Annotated in this window: 10 protein-coding genes and 4 tRNA genes; 8 read left to right on the top strand and 6 right to left on the bottom strand. The window is 60.4% G+C overall.

The features are described 5' to 3' along the window. Positions 1 to 75: 75 nt before the first annotated feature. From D8U61_RS25315 to D8U61_RS25330, 4 genes are all read right to left on the bottom strand, one after another. Positions 76 to 1,422, bottom strand: a complete 1,347-nt coding sequence (locus D8U61_RS25315; protein ID WP_125925980.1) for a sigma-54 dependent transcriptional regulator — start codon at positions 1,420 to 1,422, stop codon at positions 76 to 78. After that, positions 1,419 to 3,008 (bottom strand): ATP-binding protein, encoded by a 1,590-nt coding sequence (locus D8U61_RS25320; protein WP_130927881.1) that lies wholly within the window; start codon positions 3,006 to 3,008, stop codon positions 1,419 to 1,421. Before D8U61_RS25320 ends, D8U61_RS25315 begins: the two co-directional genes overlap by 4 nt. Then, positions 2,998 to 3,231 (bottom strand): PP0621 family protein, encoded by a 234-nt coding sequence (locus D8U61_RS25325; protein WP_130902288.1) that lies wholly within the window; start codon positions 3,229 to 3,231, stop codon positions 2,998 to 3,000. Before D8U61_RS25325 ends, D8U61_RS25320 begins: the two co-directional genes overlap by 11 nt. A gap of 127 nt (positions 3,232 to 3,358) precedes the next feature. Then, the gene (locus D8U61_RS25330) at positions 3,359 to 4,375 is read right to left on the bottom strand and encodes an outer membrane protein assembly factor BamD (RefSeq protein WP_016773139.1); all 1,017 of its coding nucleotides are present in this window, start codon (positions 4,373 to 4,375) and stop codon (positions 3,359 to 3,361) included. Between the two features lie 151 nt (positions 4,376 to 4,526). Here D8U61_RS25330 and rluD point away from each other — a divergent pair, with 151 nt between their 5' ends. The 8 genes from rluD (at position 4,527) to D8U61_RS25370 (ending at position 11,404) form a co-directional block, all read left to right on the top strand. Continuing rightward, complete coding sequence (gene rluD / locus D8U61_RS25335) at positions 4,527 to 5,489, top strand: 23S rRNA pseudouridine(1911/1915/1917) synthase RluD (protein ID WP_042610487.1); 963 nt, start codon at positions 4,527 to 4,529, stop codon at positions 5,487 to 5,489. Next, positions 5,486 to 6,208 (top strand): peptidoglycan editing factor PgeF, encoded by a 723-nt coding sequence (gene pgeF, locus D8U61_RS25340; protein ID WP_130902289.1) that lies wholly within the window; start codon positions 5,486 to 5,488, stop codon positions 6,206 to 6,208. The genes rluD and pgeF overlap by 4 nt, the downstream gene beginning before the upstream one ends. Positions 6,209 to 6,338: 130 nt before the next feature. Then, positions 6,339 to 8,903, top strand: coding sequence for an ATP-dependent chaperone ClpB (gene clpB / locus D8U61_RS25345; RefSeq protein WP_016773142.1), 2,565 nt, complete (start codon positions 6,339 to 6,341; stop codon positions 8,901 to 8,903). A gap of 297 nt (positions 8,904 to 9,200) precedes the next feature. Next, positions 9,201 to 9,276, top strand: a tRNA-Asn gene (locus D8U61_RS25350). Positions 9,277 to 9,285: 9 nt separating this feature from the next. Then, a tRNA-Pro gene (locus tag D8U61_RS25355) sits at positions 9,286 to 9,362 on the top strand. 5 nt (positions 9,363 to 9,367) lie between these two features. Then, a tRNA-Lys gene (locus D8U61_RS25360) sits at positions 9,368 to 9,443 on the top strand. A 97-nt stretch (positions 9,444 to 9,540) separates the two neighbouring features. After that, positions 9,541 to 9,617, top strand: a tRNA-Pro gene (locus D8U61_RS25365). Between the two features lie 161 nt (positions 9,618 to 9,778). Continuing rightward, positions 9,779 to 11,404: a methyl-accepting chemotaxis protein gene (locus tag D8U61_RS25370; protein WP_071173634.1), complete on the top strand. Its 1,626-nt coding sequence runs from the start codon at positions 9,779 to 9,781 to the stop codon at positions 11,402 to 11,404. A 208-nt stretch (positions 11,405 to 11,612) separates the two neighbouring features. On the opposite strand, the gene D8U61_RS25375 is transcribed toward D8U61_RS25370, so the two are convergent. Then, a complete protein-coding gene (locus D8U61_RS25375) occupies positions 11,613 to 12,911 on the bottom strand; it encodes an NAD(P)/FAD-dependent oxidoreductase (protein ID WP_016773144.1) in 1,299 nt (432 codons plus the stop codon). A 63-nt stretch (positions 12,912 to 12,974) separates the two neighbouring features. Continuing rightward, a complete protein-coding gene (locus D8U61_RS25380; RefSeq protein WP_007909875.1) occupies positions 12,975 to 13,148 on the bottom strand; it encodes a DUF3094 domain-containing protein in 174 nt (57 codons plus the stop codon). Between the last annotated feature and the right edge of the window lie 45 nt (positions 13,149 to 13,193).

The raw sequence follows: 13,193 nt of genomic DNA on the forward strand, positions 1-13,193 counted from the left end.
ACCGCCGCGAGCAGGCTCGTTCCCACAGGAATACTCATTCCAAATGTGGGAGCGAGCCTGCTCGCTAAGGGGCCTTTAATCCAGGCCCAATTTCTTCAGCCGATAACGCATCGACCGAAACGACAGACTCAACCGCTGCGCCGCCGCCGTGCGGTTCCAGCGGGTTTCCTCCAGCGCCTGCAAAATCAGCTTCCTCTCGACGCTCTCCAGATAATCCTCAAGATTGTCGACCTGCGTCAGATCGGCCATCGCCCCGTCCGCCGTGCAATTGCCTTCGCTCAAACGCAGATCCTGCGCTTCGATCGTGCGGTTTTCACACAGGGTGTGCGCGCGTTCGAGGACGTTCTCCAGTTCGCGCACATTGCCGGGAAAGCGATAGTTCTTCAGCGCCTCCAGCGCTTGCGGGTGCAGGCGCGCTTCGGGTTGTCCGGTGTCTTTGGCCAGGCGCTTGAGCACGTGCATGGCAAGCGCCTCAATGTCGTCACGGCGTTCGCGCAGGGACGGCACACGCAGTTCGATGACGTTGAGCCGGTAATACAGATCCTGGCGGAAGCGTTCGGCCGAAACTTCGGCTTCAAGGTCTTTGTGCGTTGCGCAAAGGATGCGTACGTCGACCACCGTTTCCTGCTGGCCGCCGACGCTGCGCACGGCTTTTTCCTGAATCGCCCGCAGCAGCTTCACCTGCATCGACAGTGGCAGGTCGGCGACTTCATCGAGAAACAGAGTGCCGCCATGGGCCGCTTGAAACAGCCCCGGCTTGTCTTCGACGGCTCCAGTGAAACTGCCTTTGCGGTGGCCGAAAAATTCGCTTTCCATCAGCTCTGACGGAATCGCCCCGCAGTTCACCGGCACAAACGGCTGGCTGGCGCGCGGACCTTGTTCGTGGATCAGACGCGCGACCAGTTCTTTGCCGCTGCCGGATTCACCACTGATGTACACCGGTGCCTGACTGCGTGCGAGCTTGTCGATCTGCCTGCGCAGATTGGCCATCGGCGGCGAGTCGCCCAGCAAGCGTCGCTCGATTGCCGTGCTCAAGCCGCCCGCTGTCGGCAGGCGCAGCGCCGAGCTGACCAGTTCGCGCAAGCGCGGCAGTTCCACCGGTTTGGTGAGGAAGTCGAACGCCCCGGCCTTCAGCGCATTGATCGCAGTTTCCAGGCTTCCGTACGCCGTAATCATCGCTACCGGCAGGTGTGGATCGCGTTGCTGAATGTGTTGCACCAGCTCCAGCCCGGTGCCGTCGGGCAGGCGCATGTCGGTCAGGCACAGGTCAAAGTGCTCGCGCTGCAACAGCGCCTGAGCCTCGCTCAGATTGCGGGCGCTGAAGGTCTCGAGTTTCATCCGTCCCAGGGTGATTTCCAGGAGCTCGCGGATATCCGGTTCGTCGTCGACGATTAGAATTTTTTGCCGTGGGCTTGTATTCAACTTTGTTTCCGTCCGTGAGCAAAAGTGATGCAAAAGCAGCCGCCGCCTTGGCGTGATTTGAAGTCTAGGCGTGCCTGGTTGCTTTCGCACAGCTCACGGGACAGATAAAGGCCAAGACCGGTGCCCTGGCTGCTGGTAGTGAAAAACGGCTCAAACAGATGCGCCTGTTCCTCGGCCGACACGCCGGGGCCGTTGTCCTGGACCTCAAGCACCGCCAACTGGCTGTCCGGGTCGACGAACAGTGCCAGCCAGACGTCGGCCTGCTCGTGCAGTTGCGCACTGTGACGCCAGGCGTTGCGTATCAGATTGTCGAGAATCTGCCGCAATTGGTTGGGGTCCATCAGCGTGGTGAAATCGCCGGAATTGATCCGCAGATGAATGTGCTGGCGCTCGTTGGCCTGCTCGCGGATTTCGCCGACGAAGTCTTCCAGCCACGGCTTGAGGTCCAGCCGTTGCGGCGCGCTTTGCTGGCGGCGGGACAGTTGCAGGACGTTTTCGATGACTCGGTTCATGCGCTGGGAGTGGTCTTGAATAATCTGCGTCAGACGCCGATCTGCGCTATCGAGTTCCTCGGACTCGGCCAACAGCTGCGCGGCATGACTGATCGCGCCCAGTGGATTGCGAATTTCATGGGAGATGCCGGCGGTCAAACGCCCGAGCGCAGCGAGCTTGAGTTGCTGCGCCTGTTGGGTGATTTGCGCCAGGTCTTCGAGAAACACCAGCGTCTGCTGGTTCGGACTCTGCTCAAGGGCGATGAAGCTGGGCTGCAGCTCAAGGCCATTGCCGGGGATTTTCAGGCTCTGCGGGCGCAGGGTCGGGTTGTTGCGCCACAGTTGCAGACGCTCGACCAGTGCTGGCGAATATTCGTCGATCATATGACCTTGCAGGTGACTGTGGCCGAGCAGACTCTGCGCGCTGTGATTGGCCAGTTGCACCCGACGTTGCTCGTCGAGCACCAGAATCCCCGTGCGCATGCGTTGCAGGATCAACGCGTTCAGCGCCTCCAGGCTGACCACTTCGCTGGCGCGCTGTTCGGCCAGGGTCTCGCTGACTTCGAGGCGGCGGATCAACCCTTGCACCAGCAGCGATGCGGCAAAGCACAGCGCACCGAGGGTGCCGGCTTGCAAGTAGGCGTTGGCGCTCAAGGGGCGGCTGAGCCCCAGCAGAAAGCTCAGGCCGACAATGCCGATCGCCGCAATGGCGGCAATCAGCAGGCCGATGCGTCGGCGTAGCAGGGTGTTGCTGATCGCCACCGAGACCACCAGCAGATTGCCCAGCGCACTGGCCACGCCGCCCGCCGCGTAGAACAGGCCGCACAACAGCAGCACGTCGACGAAGGCCAGGGTGAACAACTGCGCCGGGCGCCGGGTGTTTTCGAGGAACACCACCAGCAGCATATTGATGATCAGGTACAGCCAGCTGCCGCCGCGCAGCAGGTCGTCGTTGGCCGACGTCAGCAGGCGGTTGTCCATGTTGCTGGAGATCAGCAGCACCAGAGTGATGCCGACACTTAAACGGTACAGGTGATAAAGGCGCAGCAGACGCTGCGCCTGTTTCTGGTCGGCGTTGGCGACCTCAGCGACCACTGGCGCCCGGGCCTTGCTCAAGATGAGCCTGGCTGCAATACCACTGTTGCTGGTTGCCCAGCGCGCGGTCGCGCGGCAGGTGCACGCCGCAGTGGGCGCAGCGCACCATCGGCGGCGCGTCCTGTTCGCGCGGCGGTCGGGTGGACGAGGCGGGGGCCTTGAATTTGCGCCAGAGCCAGATGGCGGCGAAGATCAGGGCAATCCAGAACAATAAACGAAGCATGATGAGCGGCTTTTCGACTGATGATCCGGCAGTTTAGCCAAGGACCCGATCAGCGCACAGCCTATTAAAGTGCGGCAATAAAAAAGGGAGATCCGCAGATCTCCCTTTTTTCGTACAGCCGGTGTAATCAGTCGAACACGCCGAAGGTCATGTAGCTGAACCACGAGCGATCGGTGTCGCTGGATTCCGGCTCTGGCTCTTCGATCACGTCGCCGTTTTCGTCCTTAGGCTTGAGCTCGTTCGGAATCGCATCTTTCGCGTCCTGGAACTGCTTCTGCACGTCCTGGTTGGCGCGGGTTTCGCCCGGCGGCAGCGGTGGACGCGATTCGATCAGGCCCAAAGTCGCCTTGCTCAGGAACGAACGGTTGTCGGCCTCGGCTACGCGTGGCACGAACTGGCCATCTTGCAGGCTTGGGTGATCCGGGTAGTTGAGCTTCAGGGTTTCCAGGCTGGTGGCGGCCAGATCGTCGAGGTGCAGACGCTGGTAGGCTTCGGTCATCACCGCCAGGCCGTCGCCGACCGATGGGGTTTCCTGGAAGTTTTCCACGACATACTTGCCACGGTTGGCAGCGGCTACATAAGCCTGACGGGTCAGGTAGTAGTCAGCGACGTGAATCTCGTAGGCCGCCAGCAGATTGCGCAGGTAGATCATGCGCTGCTTGGCGTCCGGCGCGTAGCGGCTGTTCGGGTAGCGGCTGGTCAGCTGCGCGAACTCGTTGTACGAGTCACGGGCGGCGCCCGGGTCACGCTTGGTCATGTCCAGCGGCAGGAAGCGCGCCAGCAGGCCGACGTCCTGGTCGAACGAGGTCAGACCCTTGAGGTAGTACGCGTAATCCACGTTCGGATGCTGCGGATGCAAACGAATGAAACGCTCGGCGGCAGACTTTGCAGCTTCCGGCTCGGCGTTCTTGTAGTTGGCGTAGATCAACTCCAGCTGAGCCTGATCGGCGTAGCGACCGAACGGATAACGCGACTCCAGAGCCTTCAGCTTGGCTGTGGCGCTAGTGTAGCTGTTGTTGTCCAGATCAGTCTGAGCCTGCTGATACAGCTCGGCTTCGCTGAGGTTTTCGTCTACGACTTCCTTCGATGAGCAAGCAGCGGTCAATGCGAGGATGGCGATCAGCAGCAGGTGTTTCACTTGCATGGCGGCTTGCGTCCCTATGACGGCCGCTGTCTTGGGCGGGGCCGTCCTGTTATGATGAGCGCCCCGTTGAAAAGCCTCGGGGCAAAAGACGCCGTATTTAACCACAAGCGCGCAGCCGAAACCAAAGGCTGTGCCGACGCCCAGTCCGAGCATGTCCGATAAAATTGAACTTCGCGCAGAGGTGCCGTCCGAATTGGGCGGCCAACGCCTCGATCAAGTCGCCGCCCAACTCTTCGCTGAGCACTCACGCTCGCGCCTTTCCGCCTGGATCAAAGAAGGTCGCCTGACTGTGGACGGGGCGGTGATCCGCCCGCGCGACATTGTGCATGGCGGTGCCATCCTTGAGCTGACTGCCGAGCAGGAAGCCCAGGGCGAGTGGATCGCCCAGGACATCGAGCTCGACATCGTCTATGAAGACGACGACATCCTGGTGATCAACAAGCCTGCCGGTCTGGTGGTGCACCCGGCTGCCGGTCATGCCGATGGCACCCTGCTCAACGCTTTGTTGCACCATGTGCCGGACATCATCAATGTCCCGCGTGCCGGTATCGTGCATCGTCTGGACAAGGACACCACCGGTCTGATGGTGGTGGCCAAGACCATTCAGGCGCAGACCAAGCTGGTCGCACAATTGCAGAGCCGCAGCGTCAGCCGTATCTACGAGTGCATCGTGATCGGCGTGGTCACCGCCGGTGGCAAGATCAATGCGCCGATCGGTCGTCACGGCCAGCAACGCCAGCGCATGGCAGTGATGGAAGGCGGCAAGCCTGCCGTCAGCCATTACCGCGTGCTCGAGCGTTTCCGTTCGCACACCCACGTGCGGGTGAAGCTGGAAACCGGTCGGACTCACCAGATCCGCGTGCACATGGCGCACATCAACTTCCCGTTGGTCGGCGATCCGGCGTATGGCGGGCGTTTCCGCATTCCGCCTGCGGCCAACCCGACCATGGTGGAATCGCTCAAGCACTTCCCGCGTCAGGCGCTGCACGCGCGCTTCCTTGAACTCGATCACCCGACGAGCGGTGAGCGCATGAGCTGGGAATCGCCGCTGCCGGAAGATTTCGTCTGGCTGCTGACCCTGCTCAAGCAGGATCGCGAGGCCTTCGTCGGATGAACTGGCTGACGCCGGACTGGCCTGCGCCGGCCAGCGTCAGGGCCTGTGTCACCACCCGCGAGGGTGGTGTCAGCGAGGCGCCGTTCGACAGCCTGAATCTGGGGGATCACGTCGATGATCGCCCGCAAGCGGTGGCCGAAAATCGTCGCCGCTTGACCGAACACTTCTCCATACAGCCTGCCTGGTTGCAGCAAGTGCACGGGATCACCGTTGCGCATGCTGATCCGGGCATCGTTGCGACTGCAGATGCCAGTTGGACGGCAACGCCGGGTATTGCCTGTGCGGCGATGACGGCAGACTGTTTGCCGGCATTGTTCTGCGATCGTGCCGGCACGCGTGTCGCGGCCGCTCATGCCGGTTGGCGTGGGCTGGCGGCGGGCGTGCTTGAGGCAACTCTCGACAGCCTCGATGTTCCTGCTCACGAGGTACTGGTCTGGTTCGGCCCGGCCATTGGCCCCAAAGCCTTTGAGGTCGGTCCGGAAGTACGGGAAGTCTTCATCAATCAACTGCCTGAAGCAGCAGAAGCGTTCGTACCGAGCAACAATGCCGGCAAGTTCATGGCTGATATCTATCTGCTGGCGCGCCTGCGTCTGGCTGAACGGGGTGTCACGGCTGTTTATGGTGGCGGTTTCTGCACCGTGACCGATCCGCGCTTCTTCTCCTATCGCCGTGCGTCGCGCACCGGTCGTTTCGCCTCCCTTGTTTGGCTCACCCGCTAAACTCTCTGATCTGCATCAACTCTCCGACGCTTGAATCTCCCAGAATCGACCGCATCTACAGTGGTATCTGGCAGGTTTCTTTATTCAGGATGGTTTCTTAGGTCCGGCCTGCTCAAAAGGAAGGTGACCCATGCGTATTGACCGTTTAACCAGTAAATTACAGTTGGCCCTGTCCGACGCCCAGTCGTTGGCGGTTGGCCACGATCATCCGGCCATCGAGCCGGCGCACTTGATGCAGGCCATGCTTGAACAGCAGGGCGGTTCGATCAAGCCGTTGCTGATGCAAGTAGGCTTCGACGTCAACAGCTTGCGTAAAGAGCTGACCAAAGAGCTTGATCAACTACCGAAAATCCAGAACCCGACCGGCGACGTCAACATGTCGCAGGATCTGGCGCGTCTGCTCAATCAGGCTGACCGTCTCGCTCAGCAGAAGGGCGACCAGTTCATTTCCAGCGAACTGGTGCTGCTCGCCGCGATGGACGAGAACAGCAAGCTTGGCAAGTTGCTGCTCGGCCAAGGCGTGAGCAAAAAAGCCCTGGAAAACGCGATCAACAACCTGCGTGGTGGCGAAGCGGTAAATGACGCCAACCACGAAGAGTCGCGGCAGGCCTTGGACAAATACACCGTCGACCTGACCAAGCGCGCCGAAGACGGCAAGCTTGACCCGGTGATCGGCCGTGACGACGAGATCCGCCGCACCATTCAGGTTCTGCAACGCCGCACCAAGAACAACCCGGTGCTGATCGGTGAGCCTGGCGTGGGTAAAACCGCGATCGCCGAAGGCTTGGCCCAGCGCATCATCAACGGCGAAGTGCCGGACGGCCTTAAAGGCAAGCGCCTGCTGTCGCTGGACATGGGCGCGCTGATCGCCGGCGCCAAGTATCGCGGCGAGTTCGAAGAGCGCCTGAAAGGCTTGCTCAACGAGCTGTCGAAGCAGGAAGGGCAGATCATTCTGTTCATCGACGAACTGCACACCATGGTCGGCGCTGGTAAAGGCGAAGGCTCGATGGACGCTGGCAACATGCTCAAGCCTGCGCTGGCTCGCGGCGAGTTGCACTGCGTCGGCGCGACCACGCTCAACGAGTATCGCCAATATATAGAGAAGGACGCGGCGCTCGAGCGGCGTTTCCAGAAAGTCCTGGTGGACGAGCCGAGTGAAGAAGACACCATCGCCATTCTGCGTGGCCTTAAAGAGCGTTACGAGGTCCACCACAAGGTGGCGATCACTGACGGTGCGATCATCGCCGCAGCCAAGCTCAGCCATCGCTACATCACGGATCGGCAGCTGCCGGACAAGGCCATCGACTTGATCGATGAGGCCGCCAGCCGTATCCGTATGGAGATCGACTCCAAACCGGAAGTACTCGATCGTCTGGAGCGGCGCCTGATTCAGTTGAAAGTGGAATCCCAGGCGCTGAAGAAAGAAAGCGACGACGCAGCGAAGAAACGCCTGGAAAAACTCCAGGAAGAAATCGAGCGTCACGAACGTGAGTACTCGGATCTGGAAGAAATCTGGAACTCGGAAAAAGCCGAGGTGCAGGGTTCTGCGCAGATTCAGCAGAAGATCGAACAGTCGCGCCAGGAACTGGAAGCCGCACGCCGCAAAGGCGACCTGAACCGCATGGCCGAGTTGCAGTACGGGGTGATCCCCGATCTGGAGCGCAGCCTGCAAATGGTCGACCAGCACGGCAAGAGCGAAAACCAGTTGCTGCGCAGCAAGGTGACTGAAGAAGAGATTGCCGAAGTCGTGTCGAAGTGGACCGGCATCCCGGTGTCGAAGATGCTCGAAGGCGAGCGCGACAAGCTGATGAAGATGGAGAGCCTGTTGCACAAACGGGTCATCGGTCAGGAAGAAGCGGTCGTGGCTGTGGCCAACGCCGTGCGGCGTTCCCGCGCCGGGCTGTCCGACCCGAATCGTCCGAGCGGCTCGTTCATGTTCCTCGGCCCTACCGGTGTCGGTAAAACCGAGCTGTGCAAGGCCTTGGCCGAATTCCTTTTCGATACCGAAGAGGCGATGGTGCGGATCGACATGTCGGAGTTCATGGAGAAACACTCCGTGGCTCGTCTGATTGGTGCGCCACCGGGCTACGTCGGCTATGAAGAGGGCGGTTATCTGACCGAAGCGGTGCGTCGCAAGCCGTACTCGGTGATCCTCATGGACGAAGTCGAGAAGGCGCACCCGGATGTGTTCAACATCCTTCTGCAAGTGCTTGAGGATGGCCGGCTGACCGACAGTCACGGGCGTACGGTGGACTTCCGCAACACGGTGATCGTGATGACGTCCAACCTCGGGTCGATGCAGATCCAGGAGCTGGTCGGTGATCGTGAGGCGCAGCGTGCTGCTGTGATGGACGCGCTGACCTCGCACTTCCGTCCTGAGTTCATCAACCGGGTCGACGAGGTGGTGATCTTCGAGCCGTTGGCGCGGGATCAGATCGCCGGGATTACCGAGATCCAGTTGGGTCGCCTGCGCAGCCGTCTGGCCGAGCGCGAGCTGAAGCTGGAGCTGAGCCCGGAAGCGATGGACAAGCTGATCGCCGTCGGTTACGACCCGGTGTATGGCGCGCGTCCTTTGAAACGGGCGATCCAGCGCTGGATCGAAAACCCGCTGGCGCAGTTGATCCTGTCGGGTCATTTCATGCCGGGCGACACCGCCACCGGCAAGGTCGAGAACGACGAAATCGTTTTCGGCTAAGCCTCAGCGGCAATGAAACCGGGAAGGCCTCGCATTGCGAGGCCTTTTTTTCGCCAGGCTGTTGAACTCAAAGGAAAAGGCTTGTAAAGTGCGCCCCGCAGTCAGTCACCGGCAGCGTTTCAACCCACCGGGTTGGAATCTGAAATAAGTTGCAAATCATTAACTTGAAAGCAATTTAGGGGGTTGACAGAGGTGTTCTAGGTTGTAGAATAGCGCGCCTCAGACACACGAACGCAGCGATGCGAACGGGTGGCGAAATGCAACAAAGCTTCACCGTTGTAAATTGAAATATGTAGTTCCGTGATAGCTCAGTCGGTAGAGCAAATGACTGTTAATCATTGGGTCCCAGGTTCGAGTCCTGGTCACGGAGCCAATTTCAAACCGGGGTATAGCGCAGTCCGGTAGCGCGCCTGCTTTGGGAGCAGGATGTCAGGAGTTCGAATCCCCTTACCCCGACCATATTTGGGTCGTTAGCTCAGTTGGTAGAGCAGTTGGCTTTTAACCAATTGGTCGTAGGTTCGAATCCCACACGACCCACCATTTTTGAAACCAGTTTGCGCTGGGATCGAATCTTAAGATCAGAGGCCAAAAGCGCTGATCGAAGAAGGCGATCTTTGAAAGGTCGCCTTTTTTTTACCGGGGTATAGCGCAGTCCGGTAGCGCGCCTGCTTTGGGAGCAGGATGTCAGGAGTTCGAATCCCCTTACCCCGACCATATTGAAAATCCTCGTATCGAAAGATACGGGGATTTTTTTTGCCTGCCGAAAGCTGAATCCCTTCAAGTCGTCATACAACCTGCCGATAGCCCGCTAACACGAGGGGACTGCCAACGCTTCGCCCCTTGATCTGGCCATTACAAGAATAAGGGCGTTCGTCATGTTGCTTCGTCAGTTGAATATTGCTCCCCGGGCTGCCCTGGGATTTGCCCTGATCGCGGTCTTGGTGGCCTTGCTCGGCGTGTTTGCGCTGGGACAGATGTCGAGCATTCGCGACAGTGAGGTGGCGGTGGAGAACCGCTGGTTGCCGAGCATCCGTGGCGGCGACGAGATCCGTGAACTGATGCTGCGCATCCGCACCATCTCCCTGCGCATGGCGCTCGATCAGGATCCGGCCAATATCGCCACCTATCGCGGCCAGATGGACACCCGCGACAAGGAACTGAGCGAGAAGATCGCCGCCTACGACAAACTGGTCGACACTGCCGAAGGCCAGCAGCTGTATGACCAGTTCAAGAAAACCTTCGCCGCCTATCGCACCGGCATCGCCCAGTCATTCACCCTCGCCGAGCAAGGCAAGCGTGACGAGTTGACCAAATTGTTGCTGGTTGACATGAAGACCGTGGTCGACGGCTCCGGCAAACAGCTCAATGATCTCGCCGATCTGTTCGCCCGCCAGGTCGCTGCCGAAAGCGAGAAATCCGCCGCGCATTATGAAACCTCGCGCACCATCGTAACCCTGTTCATTGCCTTGGCAGCGCTGGCCACGGTGGCGCTGGCGATGTTGCTCACGCGCAGTATCGTGCGCCCGCTGAGCAGCGCGGTGGATGCCGCCGAAAGTGTCGCCAAGGGCGATCTCACCCGACCGATCGAAACCCATGGCAACGACGAAGTCAGCCGCTTGCTCAAAGCCCTCGCGACGATGCAACAGAACCTGCGCGAGACGCTGCAAGGTATCAGCGGCTCAGCCACACAACTGGCCACCGCCGCTGACGAACTGAGCGCCGTTACCGTCGACAGCACCCAAGGCTTGCAAGAGCAGAACAACGAAATCGAACAGGCCGCCACTGCGGTTAATGAGATGACCGCTGCGGTGGAGGAGGTCGCGCGCAACGCGGTGTCGACGTCCGATGCCACGCGCCAGTCCAGTCAGTCGGCGCAATTGGGCCAGGAGCGCGTCAGCGAAACCGCCAGCGCGATCAATGCGCTGGCCAGTGATGTGCAGAACACCGGTGAACTGGTGCAGTCGCTGGCCAATCAGTCGCAGGACATCGGCAAGGTTCTGGACGTGATTCGCGCCATCGCCGAGCAGACCAATCTGCTGGCGCTCAACGCTGCCATCGAAGCGGCTCGTGCGGGCGAAAGCGGTCGAGGTTTTGCGGTGGTGGCCGACGAGGTGCGCGCGCTGGCGTATCGCACCCAGCAATCGACGCAGGAAATCGAACAGATGGTGCAAGGCATGCGCAGCGGTTCGAGCCAGGCGCTGGAGTCAATGCAGGCCAGCGCATCTCGTGCGGCGAGCACGCTGGTTCTGGCAGAGCGGGCGGGTGAGGCATTGGTGACGATCACGGCGTCGGTGCACGAGATTCACGAGCGCAACCTGGTGATCGCCAGCGCTGCCGAGGAGCAGGCGCAGGTGGCGCGGGAAGTGGATCGCAATCTGGTGAACATTCGCGACCTGTCGGTGCGTTCGGCTGCGGGGGCTGATCAGACCAGCGCGTCGAGCCACGAACTGTCGCAGCTGGCCAATGCGCTGCAGGGCATGGTGCGGCGCTTCCAGCTGTGATCGACAGCCAATAAAAAGCCCCGCGCGATGCGGGGCTTGGAATAAAGATCAAAGGTGGGAGCGAGGCTGCTCGCGAATGCGCCGGATCTTCGAGCAGCACGAAAACCTGTGGGAGCCGGGCTTGCCCGCGATAGCGGTGGGTCAGGCAACAGAAATATCAACTGACCCGGCGCCATCGCTGGCAAGCCAGCTCCCACAGATGTTGGCCTTAGTGCAGCTTCAGACGCGGCTCGGTGCCACGACCAATCTTGCTGCCCAGCATCAGCATCGCCGTGCGGAACGGCCCGTACAGCGCCATCTGGTGCATACGGTACAGCGACACATAGAACATCCGCGCCAGCCAGCCTTCGAGCATGACGCTGCCGGTCAGGTTACCCATCAAGTTACCCACAGCAGAAAAACGCGACAGCGAGATCAGCGAGCCGTAGTCGGTGTATTTGTACTCCGGCAGGGTCTTGCCTTCGATGCGCAGTTTCAGCGACTTGGCCAGCAACGAGGCTTGTTGATGCGCCGCTTGTGCCCGTGGCGGCACGTTGCGATCAGTGCCCGGTTGCGGACAGGCCGCGCAGTCACCGAAGGCAAAGATGTTTTCGTCGCGAGTGGTTTGCAGAGTCGGCAGCACTTGCAGCTGATTGATGCGGTTGGTTTCCAGACCGTCGATGTCCTTGAGGAAGCCCGGTGCGCGAATGCCGGCAGCCCAGACTTTCAGGCTGGCCTTGATCTCGTTGCCATCGGCGGTGATCAGGCTGTCGGCAGTCACTTCGCTGACTGCTGCGTTGGTCATCACATTGACCCCGAGCTTCTCCAGGGTTTTGTGCACCGGCCCGCTGATGCGCTCCGGCAGGGCAGGCAGCACTCGTGGGCCGGCTTCGATCAGCGTGATGTGCATGTTTTCCGGTTTGATCCGGTCCAGACCATACGCGGCCAATTCATGGGCGGCGTTGTGCAGCTCTGCCGCCAGTTCGACGCCAGTGGCGCCAGCGCCGACGATGGCCACGCTGATCTGCTCGACCACATCGGTCTGCCCGGCGTGGGCGCGCAGATAGTGATTGAGCAATTGTTGATGAAAGCGCTCGGCCTGTTTGCGCGTATCGAGGAACAGACAATGCTGCGCCGCGCCCTGGGTGCCGAAATCGTTGGTGGTGCTGCCGACGCTGATCACCAGCGAGTCATAAGCCACTTCACGCGCCGGTACCAGCTCGACGCCGTTTTCGTCATAGGTCGCGGCCAACTGGATTTTCTTTTGCGCACGATCAAGCCCGCTCATGCGCCCAAGCTGGAACTCGAAGTGGTTCCATTTCGCCTGGGCGACATAGTTGAGTTCGTCTTCGGAGGAGTTCAGGGAACCGGCGGCCACTTCGTGCAGCAGCGGTTTCCAGATGTGGGTCAGGTTCGCGTCGACCAGCATCACGCTGGCCGTGCCGCGCTTGCCCAGAGTCTTACCCAGACGGGTAGCCAACTCCAGACCGCCGGCGCCGCCGCCGACAATGACAATACGATGGGACATAGGGATAACTCGCAAGGTTTTTAAAGGAAATCGGTGCGGTTACCCGAGGGAGCGCAAGGCAGCTCATAACGTCAGGTAACTGATAAATCGGCTCAACAGGCCCAGACCAATGGTCACTGCCAGCACCAGCACCAGGAGCATCCAAGGCCGGAAAGGCCGGCGCTCGACACGGTGTTGGGACAGTTGCAGGTACTCTTCGACATGCTTTTGGTCTTCGGGGTTCAGGCGGCTGGTCATATTTGCCTCGTCAGGTAGACGTTACTGAATGAGCACAGGCTACAG

It is taken from the genome of Pseudomonas sp. Sample_14 (assembly GCF_004307515.1).
In the GTDB taxonomy this organism is placed as follows: Bacteria; Pseudomonadota; Gammaproteobacteria; order Pseudomonadales; family Pseudomonadaceae; genus Aquipseudomonas; species Aquipseudomonas atacamensis.